Below are 17,507 nucleotides of genomic sequence, written 5' to 3' on the forward strand. Positions count from 1 at the left end.
ACACCATGAAAACACTCATTAAAAACGGAACGATTATCAACGCCGACGGGCGCATCAACGCCAACGTGGTCATCGAAGGTGAGACCATCGTTGAGATTACCACCGAAGAGGTGCAAGCCGACGTGGTCATCGACGCCACAGGGATGCTTGTGATGCCCGGTCTTATCGACATGCACGTGCATTTTCGCGACCCTGGCCAAGAGTACAAAGACGACGTCATTTCAGGGAGTGAAACTGCCGTAGCAGGGGGCGTGACCACGTGTTTGCCCATGGCCAACACCACGCCCATCAACGACAACGCGTCCATTACCCGCGCCATGATTGCTAAGGCAAAAGAGAGAGGACTCATCGATTTGTTGCCCATCGGAGCGGTGACGCAAGGGTTCAAGGGTGACCGCATCGTGGAGATGGGCGACATGATAGAAGCGGGCGCGGTGGCGTTTTCGGACGATGGCTTGCCCGTGTCTAGCAGTACGGTGATGCGCGCGGCGTTGGAGTATTCGCGCGGGTTCAACTCCTTTGTCATTAGCCACTCAGAAGATTGCTCTTTGTGCCGTCATGGGGTCATGAATGAGGGGCCAACCTCGACTATTTTGGGTCTCAAAGGGATGCCTTCTGAAAAAGAAGAGATCGCCGTAGCGCGGGACATGTTGCTGGCCAAGCTGACTAAAGGGCACATTCACATCGCCCATGTGAGCTCGGCGTGGTCACTCAAACTCATCGAATTGGCGCGAAAAGAGGGCGTGAGCATCACCTGCGAAGTGGCGCCCCACCATTTTAGCTTCTCAGACGAACACTTGCTCACGTACGATACCTACTTTAAAATGTCTCCGCCCTTGCGCTCAAAGTGCGACGTGGAGGCCATGAAAGAGGGGTTGCGAAGCGGGCTTGTGGATGTCATCGCTACTGACCACGCGCCGCACCATACGGATGAGAAATTTGTAGAGTTTGACAAGGCGCCTTTTGGGATTTTAGGCCTTCAAACCTTGGTGCCCTTGACTTTGGCACTCGTGAAAGAAGGGGTCATCACCCTTGAGCGCATGGTGGAACTTACCTCCGCTAACCCTGCGAAGATTTTGCACCTAGACAACAAAGGCAAAATCGCCAAAGGCATGCTTGCCGACATCGCCATCATCGACCCTGAGATGACCTACGTGTACGATGAAAAACTTAACAAATCCAAATCCAAAAACTCCCCACTCCTCAACCAAACCCTCACAGGAGCCGCCGTAAAAACACTCAAAAGCGGCCGCGTGGTGTTTGATTTTCCCAATTGTTTGTAAGTGTACATGTAAAGCCCCTGCGGTTGCGGGGGCTTTATTATCTAGACTAAAACGTAATCAAAATCTGTTCAGCAAGATGTGTTTGTCGTGCTAATTAAGACGCCTTTGGGATAAGCACTTCAAGGGGAATATGGAGTTTTGAAGAAATATTTGAAATCATCGCCAAAGAGAGTCCGATTTTTCGATTGAGCACTTCAGAAACTTTACTTTTACTGCCAAACAGTGGAATAAGGTCTTTTTGTTTCAGCCCCATCTCTTGCATACGGTATTTAATGGCTTCGATGGGGTCGGGTGTGTCGATTTTCCACTGTTTTTCTTCGTATTTTTCCACCAACAATACTAAAATTTCCAATTCGTCACTTGGTGGCGTTCCTAGTTCGGGATTTAGGTCCATCAGCGCGTCAATACGCTCTAGTGCTTTTTCATAATCATGTTCTGTCCGAATGGGATGTATGTTCATCTTAAACCTCCTTTGCCTTTATTTTATCGTACTCGCTATGGGTGCCTATAAACTTAACGATAGTTCCTTTAAGGGGAACTTATTAAAATTACCGATTTTTACATTTCTGTGCTTACATGTAAAGAATCAAACATGCTATAATCCACTTATACGTACACTTATACTAGGATGAACACATGGCACAACTGACCTTTTATATAGACAATTCTCTCGAAGCAAAAGTCAAAGAAGCGGCCAAGAAAAGCGGCGTTTCCTTGAGTAAGTTTATCGCTAAAGTGCTGGAACAAAAGGTTCAAGACGCGTGGAACGAAGAGGTGAAAAGCCTTAGCGGAAGCTGGGGGGATTTTCCTAGCATCGAAGAGATAAGGGGCGAAGCGCGCGATACCCAAAGAGAGTGTTTGTGATGTATGTGCTTGACACAAATACGCTCATTTATTTTTTCAAAGGGCAAGGCGAGGTGGCAAGGCGCTTGTTTGGTGTTGCGCCCAAAGATATTTTTATCCCCACGGTGGTGATTTTTGAGCTTGAAGTTGGCATTGCCAAATCGACCAACAGCCTCAAGCGCCAAGAGCAACTCCAAACGCTGCTAAAGAGTGTCAACGTCCTAGATTTCACCCAAAAAGAAGCCAAAGCCAGTGCGCGCATCAGGGCAGAGCTAGAGCACAAGGGCACGCCCATCGGCCCCCTTGATACCCTCATCGCAGGGTGCGCCAAGGCAAATGCCCTCACCCTTGTGAGCAGAAATACCAGTGAATTTAGCAGGGTCGAGGGGCTTTTGGTGGAAGATTGGTTTTAGGGTTTATGCGTAACTCGCACTACTTTTTGCAACAAATATCACAATTTTATTCCCGTTATTTGTTATAATCGCCGTTTAATATTCATTTAATTGGAGGAATAATGAACAGTGCAAAATGGGTTTTGAGCGTGGCAACAGCTTTGTTTTTGGGTGGATGTGCGACAGGGACATCAAAGTTTTCCGATAGTGGAATATTTCTTCCTTCGCCAAAAGATGTACAAAAAATGCTTCTTCCTAAGGTTTCCAATGAGGATATCATCAAGCAAAGTCCTGATAAAGAACTTTCAGAGACTTTTTTAACCAACACTTTTGAAAAAGTCACCGCGGTGGAGCACGGCTCAAAAACAATTATTTTGGAAAAAAAGTGGTTGTATGAGACCGATAGTTTTATCCGCTACAGTAAATCACGGAGTTTTTACAGAGGGTTGGCGCACGATTTTTTAAATGACGATGTGGCCAAAGCATACATGGAAACAATTATTAAAAGAGGAAGTGGCTACGTCATTTACAATGGAAGTGGCAATGAAATGCTTATGTCGGCCTATGCAGGTGGAAACCCAAGAAGAAGCTCCGACACTTCGGTTTTTGCGTACGATTCTGATTTTGCCATTGTTGAATACGACAAGGAAGGCAACAAAAAAAGCGCCCTGTTACGCCAAGTTGAAATTGAGCCAAGTCAACTTGGGCGACAGATGGGAGACAAAGACCCCGCTGTAAGTATTCATCACCGCGCAATCCTTCTTCTTGAACCAGCAGTAAAAGAAGCCGAACTAACGCTTAACAACGATGCCATTGCCGCCCTTGAGTACAAGCGTGTTAACATGCCTCAAAAAGCAAATCAAATGTACCAAGCCGCACCCCAATCTACTCCTAGCGCACCGACCAATGCACAAAAAATAAAAGAACTTTTTGAACTTTACAAGGCGGGTGCTTTGAGCGAAGAAGAGTATGCACTAGAAAAGGCTAAGATTTTAGAGCCATCCAATGCGCCAGTAAGCAACGTGACAACAAGCACCCCCAAGCAAGACCCCATGGAATTTGCTATCGTTCAAAAATTTAACCAACAACACGGCACAAATCTAAAGAGCATAAAAGAGATACAAGAACATATGCAAAACCGTCAATAAAACGCAGTTGGCTTTACATGTAAGGTTCTTTACATGTAAAGCCTTTGTACCCTACTTTTCAAAAATCAATACAAACGTATTAATCCCACCACTATCTCCAAAGGCCAACGGTGAGCGCTGAACACGCCAGTAGTGAAAGTAGTGTTTTGTTCATGGTTTATTCCTTTGCTGTTTTATCGTTTTAAGAGTTGGATGGTGCATTTTTCATAAAAGCGTCATTTTTCTAAATTCAAATACTTATCACACATGTTTAGCTCAACCTCTATCCCATCTTCTCGCCAAAGTCCATTTTCTACTAAATATTCTTTAACGTCACTTGCTTTATATGTCATAATGTTTGCCTGTTGCTCATTAAAAAGGGCGAGCCAGAACACTAGAAACTGCTTATCTGTTGCAATTCCACAGCGATGATTTCCGACTGTAAGGGCATTTGCAGAACTAGGAAGACATTTTTGAACAAACTCCTCTGCTGTATTCATCATACTTCCAGCGGCATTATTTACCTCATGTCCCCAATTTAAAATTGAAAAATACTTAAATCCTTTCTGCATTGTGAAATCTGCTGCATTTTGGAGAGCGTGAAGATTTCGGGTTCGCTTATTGTGCCCATCTGAAGGGCCAAGGAATGTATTTTTTCCAGTAACTGCATACACATCCTTGTATCCTGTTTGATGTCTGGACTGTTCAAGTGGGCACGATTCAGTCTTTACCGTACATCCGCTAAACAAAACCGCCATCCCAAGTGCCATGAGTCCAATCATAAGTTGTTTTTTCATCTGTCTTCCCTTTTTGCTATTTTAAAATTTCAGCAATCTGATAAATCGCTTTTTCTTCCATGATGGGCTTGGCTTCTTCTACATTAAGCCCCATGCGTACCGCTTCGACAATCACCCGTGTTTTTTCTTCATCAAGCCACGTTTGTGCTTCTTTGTCTTTAGTGCGTAAAGAAATGTCAATGATGGCGCGGTATGTTTCATCTGCCAAGGCACGGTCTGCAATACCCATGGCCAGCGCGACACCGACACCCACTAAGATGCTGTCCCCACTGCTGTTTCCAGAAGCCTTAGAGAGCGCACCGCCTACGATGCCTACGCCTACGGCATTGCTGTAGTTTGCGGCCTCTTTGAGGTTGTTGGCAAAGAGCGTGTTTACATGTAAGGCTATTTTTGCCTCGTCTTCTTTGTCCACTAAGGTCACACCCCGCTCTTTTAGGGCTTGGCGCAACGGTGCTTCAAGCTCCAACACACTCGCCTCCGTACCAGTTACCCTTAAAAGCACTTGCTTGTCTTCAAGCACATGAGGGGCAAGCGAAATCGTCCGTGTCATTTTCGCCTGTGTTTGCAGTTGCGTGGTGGCGCATCCTGTTAGCAACAAGGCAAAGGCGACAGAGGCCATTGCAACGTGTCTTAATCTTCCCATAATTTGTACCCTTTTTGTAAAAATGTAAGAAATGTTATCAAATTCTTTTTCAAGTCCTAATAAAAATAAGCCTATCAGCAAAAGTTTTTTACAATGCAAAGAAAATAACAAGGAGGAGCCTTGCAAGGAGAGGTTGTTAGCTATTTGCCTGAGAAGCAGTATGGATTTATCAAAGGAGATGATGGCAAGGATTATTTTTTTCATTGCAAAAATTTTAAAGATATACAAGAAATTTTAAAGCTAGGCGAAGGCTCGCGTGTGGAGTTTGAGCAAAAAGCTACACCCAAAGGATACAGTGCCGCTCAGGTACATTTGGTAGATGCCAATGCACCTGTTTATTACCAAGTGCCAGATACTGTTTACGTGAGCAAAGATGAAAAAATAAAAGGATGGGAAGTTGTGGACCTTTCTTGCTGGGTTGTCCATGGCTCATCACGCCACTCTCCTGATGATGCCAAAGATGAAATGCTAAAAGGCGCAAGGGCCATAGGTGCCAACGCGCTTTTGAGGGTAGCGTACCATAAAACAACAGGCTCAGAATCAGGCACTGGAAAAGGAACGTATTATTACACTATTCATCATTTTCAAGGGCAAGCCGCCAATATTGGCAAAAAGAACGTCAAGGGAAGCCATGAGGCGGAGGCGTTAAGAGGTATTAATGTGCGGGCAAAAGCATTGAAGCTACATTTGATGAAAAAAACAAAATCTGCCAAAAAGAAAAGGGCTATTTTTTGGTTTGTAGTTCTTGTGGGGGTGATGGGGCTGTGGATTTTTAAAGAAAACATCGCCATCTTTGGAACAGTGGTATTACTGTTTGGAGCTTTTTTCTTGAGCCATGCAACGGATTATGATGAGTGGCTAAAGGAGGCAGTGTAATTCTTCACCTGAAAATGTATTTTCGCATGATTTCTACCCTTACATGTAAAGGGAGCCATAAAAGCTCCCCTTTTGTTTTTACTTACTTTCCGTTTAGCTCATACGCCGCGCGCAAGAAGAGGTCGACGCCCGTGACTAAGCACGTTTCGTCGAAGTCGAAGCCTTGGTTATGGTGGCCTGCATCGAGCTTGGCGCCGATCATCATGTAGCCGCTTTGGCCGCCGGCTTGTTGTACGGCGCGCATGAAGTGGGCGAAGTCTTCGCATGCCCCGAAGTCTAGCTCTTTGACGATTTTTTCGCTTTCCACAAAAGGCGAAGCGAGGGCGACTTTTTCAAACAACTCCGTGACCGCTTTACTGCTGTCGCCGCCACTGGTGCCGCCTACTTTTGTGACGTTGTAGTCCACCGAGTGAATCATTGCCACGCCTTTGATGATGTTCATGCATTTTTCTTTCATGAAGTCATTTAACTCTGTGGTCACACCCCGTGTTTCGCACGCCATAAAGGCGTTTGGCGCGATGACATTGCGCCCTTCGCCCGCGCGCAATACACCCACGTTGATGCGCGTGACTCCTTCGGCATGGCGGGTGATAGCGTGCATTTGCGTGGCCGCTTCCGCCGCGGCAAGCAAGGCATTGGCACCCTCTTGGGGAGCACCCGCCGCGTGAGCCGCTTTGCCCGTAAAGGTCACGTCAAATTTGGACGTGGCGAGGAAATTGTTCACTCCGCAAATGACGCCACCGCTGGTTTTGGCCTGAAAGCCGATGTGCGCGCCAAGAAGGTAATCTATCCCTTCTAAAATGCCCGCAGGTTCCATGCCCACAGCCCCACGCGTGCCTTCTTCGGCTGTTTGGAAGATGAAGCGAAACGTCCCTTTAAAATCTTGGATGTTTTCACTGATAAGTCTTGCAAGCCCAAGCCCGATGGTGATGTGCCCATCATGTCCGCACGTGTGGGCGATGCCATCGATGTCAGCGCGAAAGCCCTCTTTCGCAGGACGGTGGCTTGGGTCTTTACTCTCAGTGACATCCACCGCGTCGATGTCAAAGCGAAAGGCAAGGCACGGGCCAGGACGCCCTGAGTCAAGCTCGGCAACTACGCCCGTAAGACCATCTTCCATGACCTCCAAAAGCCCGTGTTCTTCGGGGTCTAGGAGCGCTTTAGCGCGTGCTAGTGCCTCTTTTAAAGCTTCAGGGGAACCTACCCCTTGCCTAGCCTCAGGGACGATGATGTCGCGCCCAAGTTTGAGCGTGTATCCATAAGCGGTGAGTTTTTTAATAATCTGCACGGTCGTGAAAAAGGTAAACCACCCTGTTTCTGGGTGACGGTGAAAAAAACGCCGTGAAGCGATGAGTTCGTTTTGTAAGCTATTTGCTTTTGTCGCAATTGTATCCATTGGTTATCCTTCGTTGGCTAAGGTGATCAAACTTTTTGCTAACACATGGGTGGCCTTGCAGGCGTCTTCCATGGTAATTTCTTCGGCCACATTGTGGCTGATGCCCTCTTTGCAAGGGATGAAAAGCATTCCAGTAAATTCTGCAACCTCGCCCATGTGCATGGCATCGTGCCCCGCCCCACTAGGAAGCAACAGTGCGTCGATGTCCAAGTTTTCCGCTTCTTCAGTAAGCAGGTCGATGATTTTTTTATCTAGTGCTGTGGGCGCATCGTGTGTAAGCTCTTTAAGCGTGTAGGTTAGCCCCCGTTTTGCCACAGTACATTCAATCATATTGCAAATGAGCGTGGCCGCTTTTTCGAGATTATCTTTGTCGATGTCACGGATGTCGATGCCAAGGGTAACGGTCTCTGGGATGACATTGAGCACACCAGGTGTTGCGTTGGCAAACCCTACGGTAGCAACGGTTGTTTCTCCGGCTTTTGTGCCACCAATGCTCTCTACTCCCAAGATAATCTCCGCCGCACACGCAAGGGCATCTTGGCGCATACTCATGGGCGTAGCCCCAGAGTGGTCGGCTTTGCCTTGGACCACAAGTTCATAGCGAATGGGCGCGGCGATTCCCGTAACAATGCCCACAGGAATTCCTTTGTTCTCCAAAACAGGCCCTTGTTCGATGTGCAGTTCGATGTAACTGTACAAGGCATTTTTGCCCAGTTTTGCTTCTTCTAACGCGTCCACATCGCACCCAAAGGCTTTGGCTGCGTCGTAAACGCTGACCCCGTGTTTATCTTTGAGGGTTTTGAGTTTTTCAAGGCCCAGTTTTCCGCTGACGACCTTACTTCCCACGGTTGCCATGTTAAACCGACTGGATTCTTCGCAGGAGAAAATGATGAGCTCAAGGGGGCGTTTGTGGCCAATGCCATGCTCTTTGATGGCACGCATGGCCTCAAGGCCGCACATAATACCCAGCGTGCCATCATAACAACCTCCCTGCGGAACGCTGTCAAGGTGTGAGCCCACCGTAACAGGAGAGAGGGGAAGTTCCCCCTCCAATCTACCGTAAATATTGCCAATAGCATCTTCACGGATGGTCATGCCAATGTCCTGCATAAGCCCTTTCACATAGGTTCTCGCTTGTGCTTCTTCCTCAGAAAACGCAAGCCGTGTGATGCCCCGACTTGGCAGTGCGCCAAAGGTGCTCACCATTTGCATTTCGTGTTCGAGTCGCTGTGCGTTAATCATCACCAATCCTTAAAATGCTAAGACAAAATAAGCAGCAAAAAGTGCTAAAATCATGCCCAAAGCAGTACGTTTAACCACTTCAATCGTAGTAACTTTTGCAAATCCTGCACAAATAATCGCAGCGCCCGCAAGGGGTGACATAGTACGGCCGATGGCACCACTAAGAGCCGAAAGCGATCCCATGCGTTCAATCGTTGTACCAAACTCTACCGCAAATGGTGTGACGGCTTTATTAAACGCAAATGCCGCCGCGTCGCCAGAACCTGTAACTACTGCGAGCAAAAAAGGACCAACAGTTGCACCAATGGACGCCATACTTGGATTAGAAATAAGTACAGAGATGAACGAATCCACCGCACCCAAGGCTTGAAGACCTGATACAAACACGGTTGCGGCGATGATAATCCCAAAAATCTGTGCGTACGCGCCACCCATGCCGTTAAAGAAACCATCAGATACTTTCGCAGGACTGGTGCGTGTGACAAGTACCGCCAAGAAAACACCGATGAGCATCGCTTGAGGCACACCCATTTTAAGTGCAGGAACCCAACCTGCAAAGCCAACCACCAAGATAGCCAAAGGAATGATGTTTACAAGGGCATAGAGTGGGTTAACTTTAAAGGTAGTATCCATCTGAAAATCTTTATCATCAGACACGTAGCCTTTGTGCTCTTTGAGGTACACAGCAAGCAAACCAAGGGCAATGGCCGCCACCACAATACTGCTAATCGTCGCTATTTTATGGGTGTTGATGACTTCTAGCACCGACACACTAGCCAATTCAGCGATGAAAGGGTTGTGGGAAAGTCCAGGGTTAAGCATACTGCCGTACGTTCCGCTAAATACCGCCGCGGCTGCCATGGCTGGACGCACGCCAGAGTGAATCAGCAAGGGGATAAAAATCGCCCCAACTGCCGCGGCACATCCTGCTGCCGAGGGAAGCGCAACGTTAATGGCAAAGGTCAGCAATGTGGCCGCTGGCACCAAGAAGATACCCGCGCGCTTAAGCACGCCACCAAGCATGTTGACCAAGTGTTTGTCGCACTCGGTAATCTTCAACACCGCCGCGAAGCCTAAAACCGAACAGATAGCCTGAATCAGGCCACCCGAAACCATCGTTTTTGCAAAAGCATCAAAGGCTTTCATGGGCTCTAGGGCGAAAGTCGCCATAAACACACCCGCGACCAAAAGCACCAACTTTGTATCGTATTTCTTGACTAAGAAATACACCACAGCAACAGTCGCCAAAAGGGCAACCACAATGCGTAACGTCTCCATAATTCCTCCTAAAAATGTAGTAACTAATTTATTTACATGTAACCCTTCACACCACCGGCTTAATCTTATGTTTCTCCGACAACCCGTAGTTCTTGGGTCGAATCATGTTCTCAGGTTTGATAATCTCATCCAATTGTTCTTTTTCTAAGAACCCTTTTTCTAACACAATGTCATACACTGACCGTCCACTCTGTAAGGCTTCTTTGGCCACGATGGTAGAGTTCTCATACCCAAGGTAAGGATTAAGGGCGGTGACTAACCCAATGCTATTAAGCACCAGTTCCAAACAACGCTCTTTATTGGCCGTAATCCCACACACACACGAAGTAGCCAAGGTTTCAAAAGCATTTTTCATCATGTTGATAGAGTTAAACAAGTTGTAGGCAATGAGCGGTTCAAAGACATTCAGCTGTAACTGCCCGCCCTCAGACGCCATGGTAATAGCCACGTCGGTGCCAATCACTTGATAACACACTTGGTTGACTACCTCAGGAATCACAGGGTTCACTTTACCTGGCATAATGGAACTTCCCGGTTGCATGGCAGGGAGGTTAATTTCATTAAACCCTGTACGGGGGCCTGAGCTTAAAAGGCGCAAGTCATTACAAATCTTAGACATCTTAGTCGCTACCCGTTTAAGCACCCCAGAAATCTGCACATACGCGCCCGTATCTTGGGTCGCCTCAATCAAATCTCCCGCTGTCACAAACGGACGTCCTGTCACTTCTTGGAGTTTGCTCTCTACGAGTTTGGTGTACTCAGGATGGGCATTAATCCCTGTCCCAATAGCTGTTGCTCCCATGTTCATCTCACGGACTAACTGTTGGGCTTCACGGATACGCTCAATGTCTTCGCCAATCATGACTGCATAAGTACGAAACTCTTGTTCTAATGTCATGGGTACGGCGTCTTGAAGTTGGGTGCGTCCCATCTTGATGACATCTTTAAACTCGGTAGCTTTCTTAGCAAAGGCTCCTTTGATGATGGCCATGGATTCGTTAAGTTCTCCAAGCTTTTCATACAAAGCCACCCGAAGGGCAGTAGGGTAGGCATCATTAGTAGACTGGGAAAGGTTGACGTCATTGTTAGGGTGGAGGTGTTTGTACTCTCCTTTAGCAAATCCCATAAACTCTAAACCAATGTTGGCAATAACTTCATTGGCATTCATGTTCGTCGAAGTGCCAGCCCCTCCTTGAATCATGTCGACCATGAACTGGTCATGGTAACGTCCCGCGATGAGTTCATCACACGCATGGCAGATAGCATTCTTTTTTTTCTCTGCTAACAGCCCTAGTTCAAAGTTGGCTAACGCGGCTGCTTTTTTTACTTTGGCAAGAGAAATGATAAAAGTAGGAAATTTACTTAAGGTTACACCAGTGATATGAAAGTTCTCCATCGCACGTGCGGTTTGTACACCGTAGTAGCAGTCATTGGATATTTCTTTGTCACCGATGAGATCGTGTTCGAGTCGGGTTGACATGGGGGTCTCCTTGGAAATGTATTTGGCAGTTAAGTGAGGTAAGTTTAGAACGTTAAAAGGATTTTGGCATGACTTTTTAGGCTTAAAATGGCGGTATTGTGTTTTTTCAATTTAAAAAATACTTATTTATATATTTTAATCTTATTTTGTAAGAAATTTTGTATAAAAAGAAGGCTTGAGATATTTTCTTAAAAAAAATATCTCAAGCTGAGGGTTAAATTTTAAATTGACTGAGGTGATGTTTAAGGTTTTCAGACAGATGGGAGAGATGTTCGCTAGCCTTTCCTACTTCTTTGGTGCTGCGGGTATTGGAAAGGGAGATGCGAGACACCTCTTTGAGATTTTCAGTGAGTTTTGCGGCTTGCTTGGTGCTTTCTAAGTAACCAGAGAGGGTTGTTCTTGTTTCTTGGATATTGTCATCCATCATCCTAACACTTTCTTTTAGCGTATCGTTGATGGAAGTTGACTGGGAAGAAAGGGTGTGCAAATTTTTAGAGGCTCGAAGCATTTGACCATTTGTTTCAACAATAGACTCAACAACAATATTGATGGTGCCATTGATTTCTGTAAGGCTTTTTTGTGTGCGTTCGGCAAGTTTTCGTACTTCGTCAGCCACGACAGCAAACCCGCGTCCATGGTCTCCCGCACGTGCTGCTTCAATGGCGGCGTTAAGGGCCAAGAGATTGGTCTGATCGGCAATGTCGGAGATGATAGTAAGCACCTCTTTGACGTCATTGGCACTAATGCTAATGCGATTAAGTTTTTCCGCAATCTCCTCTTCGTTTTGAGATGTGTGCAAGAGGGTGGAGTTAAGGGTGTCCATGTTGGTTCGAATATGATTGAGTGCTTGACTGGTGGATAGCAGGCGCTCTTCGTTGTTTTGCGTGGCATTTGAAGCATGATTGAGTGTTTCGGAGATATGCTGGCTTAAGGTGGTAGCATCATGCACCAGTGTGGCTTGGTTGCTAGAAAGGGTGATGACTGAGGTAGTGGTGGAAGAAAGTTCGTTGGCAATAGCTGCATTTTCACTGCTGCTTTGGTTGGCCTGAGTGATGAGTTGTTGAATTTTCTCAATAAAGAGATTGATTTCTTTGGAAATACGTGCGATTTCATCATCCCCTTTTACATGTAAACGTTGGGTTAGGTCGCCTTCTCCTCGAGAAAGGTCTTTAACGGTGGCAAATAACTCATCCATGGGTCGCATCATTGTTTTCAGAAGTCCTACCATTAAACCTACAGCTAGGGCGATAAACAGACAAAGAAGAAAAATACTTGAAACAAGGGCCTCCTTAGCGCTTTTGTAAATAGCTACTTCATCCAAAACCACAGCGACTACCCAGTCAAGGGTTTTAAGTGGAGCGGAAAAAAGTACCTTGGTGGTACTGTCTTGTTTAAAGATTTGCTTGTGGTATTGTCCAGAGGCTAAGCTAGGAAGAGAGTTACTTATAGCGGAAAAAGCAGCACTCTTTGCTTCGTCGCTTCCAAGGATGGACTGCAATTTTTTATTTAAAACCATGCTGTAGCCACCCTCTAGCAGTGCAACACCCATGATGGATTCATGAATGGTGTCAAGGGAAATATTGCCACACAAGATTCCAAGGGGAGTGCCTGAGGCGTCGCTGAAACGTTGTGCGAAAGTGATAAGCAGTTTTCCATTACTAACGCCAATGTAAGGCTCAGTAATGAACATTTCAGATGTTTGGATGGCGCTTTTAAACCATCCGCGGGTGCGGGGGTCAAAGCCTTCTCGGTTACGCAAATCATGGTCAAGCATGGTGCCATCTGTGTAGCCAAGAGAGACATGGTCAAAGCCCCCGCTGGCTTTAAGCAGTAGTAGTAAGTTGACAATAGCCTCTTTGTCGGCATGGGGGTTGAGCGAGGTGAGTTCATGGCTAAAGGCGGTAACGGCTTGCTGTTTGCCTTCGATCCATGTATCGATTTTTTCTTGGAGATTTTCAACCAAAAGGGTGTGTTCGGTGTCGCTAAAAGCGGTGATATTTTTTTCATTTTGCAGGTAATTAAAGACAGAAAGAATAAATAAACTACATCCCAATAAAACGCCGACACTAAGAAATATTTTTGTTTTAAACCCTAAATGCACTGTGATTCTCCTGATATTGCAAGCGCACCAAGGTTTTTAGCGCTTGAGGGTTTAGGGTCTAAAGCAACCCCGCCAGTAGCCCAATAGGGCAAAAGAGGCGGAAAGTGTAAACCTTCAAAAAGACATCTTTATGACTTTTAAGGTTTAAGATTTTTTAAAAAAAGAAAAAAAAGAAATACGAACTGCGTTACATGTAAGGAAAATCCCTTACATGTAACGCAGTGGAGAGAGGATGATGGTTAGTCCCGTAAAGGCTAAACCAAGGCGCACAAAGAGCGTGTGACGTTCGCCCACAAGGGCGTGGGAGAGCAAGGCAAGGCCAAGGGCGATTTTCAAAAAAGAGACAAAGGCGAGCCAAAAATGGGTTTGAGGGTAAAGAAGTGCGTCGTTGAGTAAAAACGCCACGGGGATGATGTACAGCCCAATGCCCAGTTTCATGGCCTTTGCCGCTACGCCAAACCACGGGGTTTGGGCCATGCCTGAAGCGATAAACACCGTCCCACACACGGGTGGCGTGATGGTGGAGAGTAAGGCAAACCAAAAGATGAACAAGTGGGCTTGCAAAGGCGCTAAGCCAAAATCTTCCAAGATGGGCCCAGCTACAGAGACACAGATGATGTACGCCGCGGTGGTGGGCACTTCCATACCCAAGATGAGGCAAGCAAGGGCGGTGAGTAGCAAGGCAAGCCACAATTGGCCATCGGAGAGGTACAAGATGGCAGAAGTGATTTTCACCCCAAAACCTGTGATGTTAAGCACCCCGATGATAATCCCTGCGCAAATGATGACCGAAGCGATGGTGGCAATCTGCCGTGACGCGGTGATGCACGCCTCCACAAAAGTACTCCAAAAACGCGCAAGGGAAGGTTGCCATGCGCGGTCCACGAGTAGCAAGGCCACGCTAATAAAAATAGCGTAAGCCGCGGCAAGTTGCGGGGTTTTTCCTAGCCCCAAAAGGGCATAAAGGAGTACGCCAAAAGGGAGGATGAAAAAAGGACTTAGTTGTAAAACAAGGCGTGTTTGGGGGATGTCTTCTTTGTTCATGGCCACAAGGTTGTATTTTCTGGCAAACACATCGATGCCAATCCACACCGTGAAGAAAAACAACAAGGCAGGAAAAATGGCCGCGGCCATGATGTTGGCGTACTTGGTGCCCAAAAGTTCGGCCATGATAAACGCGCCCGCGCCCATGAGCGGGGGCATGATTTGCCCACCCGTGGAGGCCACTGCTTCCACTGCACCTGCTAGCGAGGGCGGGTAGCCAAGGCGTTTCATGGCGGGGATGGTAAAGGCACCCGTGGAGGCGACATTGGCCGAGGCGGAGCCTGAGATGGAGCCAAAAAACCCAGAAGCCAAGACCGAGACCTTGGCCGCGCCCGCACGCAAACGGCCCGCGAGTTTGGTAGACATGGACATGAAGGCTGTCCCGCCTTCCCCCGCGCCCACAAAGGCGCCAAGGATGACAAAGATGGCGACCACATTAACAGAAACGCCTGTTAAAGAACCGTAAATGCCGCCCTCAGCGATGACAAGAGTGCCTAAAAAACTCTCAATAGGGATGCTCTGATGCCCAAACTGCCCAGGGATATGGTGCCCCCAAATCCCATACGCCAACGCAATGGCGGCGGTGAGAGGCAAGGCAAGCTTGATGGCACGCCGCGCCATTTCAAGGACAACAAGGAGCAACACAAGGGCAATGCCAAACTGCAAAGGCGTTTCCAAATACCCGTACTGGTCGCTGAGCATTTCGTGAAAAAAGACAATGTAAAAACTCGCCCCAAGCCCAAGAGTCAGCAACCCGTAGCCGCTGTAACGCGCAACGGCGGAGCTGGGCTGTTCGCTGAGTAAAAAGACCCACGGAAGCACCAGTGCGAGGTGCAAAGGGCGGGTGACGAGGTTGGGAAGCAAGCCTGTGAAGATGATGTAGAGGTGGAACCCAACGGTAAGAAATGCGAGGGTTGCCACCACGCACGTTTTAAGTGAAAAGCGCATGGACTAGTAGAGTCCTTCGGGGATGGTTGCACCGATTTCACGGTAGTATTTAAGCGCACCAGGATGCAAGGGGGCGTAAAAGGTGCCAAGCAACTCAGGTGTAATGGCTTTCCACCAAATGTTTTGGTGCTCAAGGCGAGGCTTGGACTCCCAAAAGGCTTTGGTGAGGGCATAGGCTGTCGCTTCGCTCATTTGAGTGGTGGTGTAAAGCACGACAGGCAAGGTGGTGGTGCTAAAGTCTTCTTCAACACCCGCGTAGGTGCCAGCGGGGATGACAAGTTTGTCGCGCTTGGTAAGGGCGATTTGCGCATCGCTCATGGAGAGGATGTGGATGTCCATGCTCGCCGCCGCTTCGATGACATTGGGTGCGGGGTAGGAACCCGACGTGGCAAAACCGTCGATTTGACCGTTTTTAAGGGCAGTTACAGCGCCTGAGAGTTCAGCGTCGATGAGTTTGACATCCTCTTTAAGCCCAAAAAGTTCGATGTATTTTTGTGCTTCATTGGCACCAAAACTGCCTTTGCCGATGAGTAGCGATTTGCCTTTGAGTGCTTCAAAGGTTTGGATACCTGATTTTTTAGCGACGACAAAGTGCATGGTGATGAAAGGAAAAGGAAAGAGTGAGCGAATGGAAGCGTAGTCACTGGGGGTGTCTTTTTCAAACATGCCTTTTCCCGCTTGAGCGAGGTTGACAAGACCCGGAGGTGTGGTGAAGAGGTAGTTTCCGCCCCGTCGGCGCGCTTCTTTGACGTTTTGCACAGAACCTTGGCTCTCTTCGATGGTGATAGAAAAGGCGTTGTTGGTGGCTTGGGTGATGGTTTCACCCACTTGCACGGCCATTTGGTAGTAAGAAGAGGCGGCTTTGGCGGCTTTGAGGGTGATGCGTTCGCTCGCGTTCGCGCCAAGCGCGAGGGCGCAAACAGCACACGCAAGAAGGGGTTTAAAAACCTTCATGGGTAACTCCTTGGGGTGATTTGTGATGGGAGATTGTAGCGCGTTAAAGATAAAGAGCGGCAAAAATGCTTTACCTTGGCTGAAATTTGCTTTTAAAAGCAGCCTCCATTGCCGCTTTCCAGACCAAAAAACGGGGGTTCTGGGTGGGGTGAAAGAGGAGGGAGAGGGTGCGCGAAATGGTGAGGTTAATGAGGGGCACGTGAAATAAGGTGCCCTGTTTGAGTTCGTTTTGCACCACAAAGCGGGAGAGGCACGAGAGGGCTTTGCGTCCTTTGAGGGCCTCCTTGATGGCTTCGTTGCTGTTGATTTCAAGGGCAACTTTGGGCCGTACTCCTTGGGGAAGTGCGTTTTCAAAGACCTCTTTGGTGCCCGAACCCTTTTCGCGCAAAATCCACGGTAAAGAGGCTAACGTGTCGATGAACACGGGAGTTTTGGCAAGGGTTTTGTCTCCGCAAACCACGATGAGCTCATCCGTGGCAAGAGGTGTTACACAAAAGTCTCCCTGGGGAACCTTGCCCTCCACAAACCCCGCGTCACTCTCGTGGGCAAGAAGCTTGGCGATGATGGTTTCAGAGTTCTCGATGCGCAAATCAAAGCGGGCATTGGGATGGGTGTGGGAGAAATCTAAGAGCATGGAAGGAAGCAAATAAGTCCCGATGCTTTGGCTCACCGCAAGGCGCAAATGAAAAAAATCTCCTTGGCGCAAGGTAGCCGCAAGCGCGGAAAGTTTGGCATGGAGTGGGGTCGCTTGGGCATGAAAAAGACGCCCTCGGTCGTTGAGAAACAGTTGCTTGCCTTGGCGTTCAAACAGCGCCCCGCCAAGGTCGCGCTCTAACTCTTTGAGGGAGAGGGAAAGGGCAGATTGGGAGATGCCAAGGGCTTGCGCGCTGTGGGTAACGTGCCCAAGGTTCGCAAGGGTGAGAAAGTGGTCAATCTGTTTGAGGGTCATAAGAATTTCCATTTATATTTTAAATGATTTTAACAAAATAAATATATTTTACTTATAAAATCCCAAGTGCTACAATTGCCTTTCAAAAGACGTTTGGATTCACCCTATTTCGAGACGCGTTATCCACAATGGGTACCCCAAAGCTAACGCTTTG

General features: G+C 47.6%; 16 protein-coding genes. 5 read left to right on the top strand and 11 right to left on the bottom strand.

What is annotated here, in order from left to right:
• Positions 1-5: 5 nt before the first annotated feature.
• Entirely contained in the window at positions 6-1,283 is a 1,278-nt protein-coding gene (locus tag JWV37_RS09355) for a dihydroorotase (protein WP_205459533.1), read from the top strand.
• A 94-nt stretch (positions 1,284-1,377) separates the two neighbouring features.
• On the opposite strand, the gene JWV37_RS09360 is transcribed toward JWV37_RS09355, so the two are convergent.
• Positions 1,378-1,743: a helix-turn-helix domain-containing protein gene (locus tag JWV37_RS09360; RefSeq protein ID WP_205459534.1), complete on the bottom strand. Its 366-nt coding sequence runs from the start codon at positions 1,741-1,743 to the stop codon at positions 1,378-1,380.
• A gap of 176 nt (positions 1,744-1,919) precedes the next feature.
• On the opposite strand from JWV37_RS09360, the gene JWV37_RS09365 reads away from it, so the two are divergent.
• The 3 genes from JWV37_RS09365 (at position 1,920) to JWV37_RS09375 (ending at position 3,666) form a co-directional block, all read left to right on the top strand.
• Entirely contained in the window at positions 1,920-2,147 is a 228-nt protein-coding gene (locus tag JWV37_RS09365) for a DUF6364 family protein (RefSeq protein WP_205459535.1), read from the top strand.
• Positions 2,147-2,539, top strand: a complete 393-nt coding sequence (locus tag JWV37_RS09370; protein WP_205459558.1) for a type II toxin-antitoxin system VapC family toxin — start codon at positions 2,147-2,149, stop codon at positions 2,537-2,539. Before JWV37_RS09365 ends, JWV37_RS09370 begins: the two co-directional genes overlap by 1 nt.
• A 101-nt stretch (positions 2,540-2,640) precedes the next feature.
• Positions 2,641-3,666, top strand: coding sequence for an SHOCT domain-containing protein (locus JWV37_RS09375; RefSeq protein ID WP_205459536.1), 1,026 nt, complete (start codon positions 2,641-2,643; stop codon positions 3,664-3,666).
• 215 nt (positions 3,667-3,881) lie between these two features.
• On the opposite strand, the gene JWV37_RS09380 is transcribed toward JWV37_RS09375, so the two are convergent.
• Together JWV37_RS09380 and traT are read right to left on the bottom strand one after the other, a co-directional pair.
• The gene (locus tag JWV37_RS09380) at positions 3,882-4,442 is read right to left on the bottom strand and encodes a hypothetical protein (RefSeq protein ID WP_205459537.1); all 561 of its coding nucleotides are present in this window, start codon (positions 4,440-4,442) and stop codon (positions 3,882-3,884) included.
• Positions 4,443-4,458: 16 nt separating this feature from the next.
• On the bottom strand, positions 4,459-5,085 hold the full coding sequence (gene traT, locus JWV37_RS09385; RefSeq protein ID WP_205459538.1) for a complement resistance protein TraT: 627 nt from the start codon (positions 5,083-5,085) through the stop codon (positions 4,459-4,461).
• Between the two features lie 120 nt (positions 5,086-5,205).
• Here traT and JWV37_RS09390 point away from each other — a divergent pair, with 120 nt between their 5' ends.
• Positions 5,206-5,961, top strand: coding sequence for a cold-shock protein (locus JWV37_RS09390; RefSeq protein WP_205459539.1), 756 nt, complete (start codon positions 5,206-5,208; stop codon positions 5,959-5,961).
• Between the two features lie 82 nt (positions 5,962-6,043).
• Here the strand turns inward: JWV37_RS09390 and JWV37_RS09395 are convergent, their stop codons facing one another.
• The 8 genes from JWV37_RS09395 to JWV37_RS09430 all read right to left on the bottom strand — a co-directional run bounded on the left by JWV37_RS09395 (position 6,044) and on the right by JWV37_RS09430 (position 17,365).
• Entirely contained in the window at positions 6,044-7,357 is a 1,314-nt protein-coding gene (locus JWV37_RS09395; protein WP_205459540.1) for an amidohydrolase, read from the bottom strand.
• Positions 7,358-7,360: 3 nt separating this feature from the next.
• On the bottom strand, positions 7,361-8,599 hold the full coding sequence (locus JWV37_RS09400) for a Zn-dependent hydrolase (protein ID WP_205459541.1): 1,239 nt from the start codon (positions 8,597-8,599) through the stop codon (positions 7,361-7,363).
• A 9-nt stretch (positions 8,600-8,608) separates the two neighbouring features.
• Positions 8,609-9,877, bottom strand: a complete 1,269-nt coding sequence (gene dcuC, locus JWV37_RS09405) for a C4-dicarboxylate transporter DcuC (RefSeq protein WP_205459542.1) — start codon at positions 9,875-9,877, stop codon at positions 8,609-8,611.
• A 46-nt stretch (positions 9,878-9,923) separates the two neighbouring features.
• Positions 9,924-11,357 carry an aspartate ammonia-lyase gene (gene aspA / locus JWV37_RS09410; RefSeq protein WP_205459531.1) on the bottom strand — a complete coding sequence of 478 codons (1,434 nt, stop codon included), beginning with the start codon at positions 11,355-11,357 and terminating at the stop codon, positions 9,924-9,926.
• Positions 11,358-11,571: 214 nt separating this feature from the next.
• Positions 11,572-13,458: a methyl-accepting chemotaxis protein gene (locus JWV37_RS09415; RefSeq protein ID WP_205459543.1), complete on the bottom strand. Its 1,887-nt coding sequence runs from the start codon at positions 13,456-13,458 to the stop codon at positions 11,572-11,574.
• A 207-nt stretch (positions 13,459-13,665) separates the two neighbouring features.
• Positions 13,666-15,450, bottom strand: a complete 1,785-nt coding sequence (locus JWV37_RS09420; protein ID WP_205459544.1) for a TRAP transporter permease — start codon at positions 15,448-15,450, stop codon at positions 13,666-13,668.
• 3 nt (positions 15,451-15,453) lie between these two features.
• A complete protein-coding gene (locus JWV37_RS09425) occupies positions 15,454-16,404 on the bottom strand; it encodes a TAXI family TRAP transporter solute-binding subunit (RefSeq protein WP_205459545.1) in 951 nt (316 codons plus the stop codon).
• 70 nt (positions 16,405-16,474) lie between these two features.
• Positions 16,475-17,365 carry a LysR family transcriptional regulator gene (locus JWV37_RS09430; protein WP_205459546.1) on the bottom strand — a complete coding sequence of 297 codons (891 nt, stop codon included), beginning with the start codon at positions 17,363-17,365 and terminating at the stop codon, positions 16,475-16,477.
• Positions 17,366-17,507: the final 142 nt, after the last annotated feature.

Origin of the sequence: Sulfurospirillum tamanense (genome assembly GCF_016937535.1) — a bacterium.
Taxonomy (GTDB): Bacteria; Campylobacterota; Campylobacteria; order Campylobacterales; family Campylobacteraceae; genus Sulfurospirillum_B; species Sulfurospirillum_B tamanense.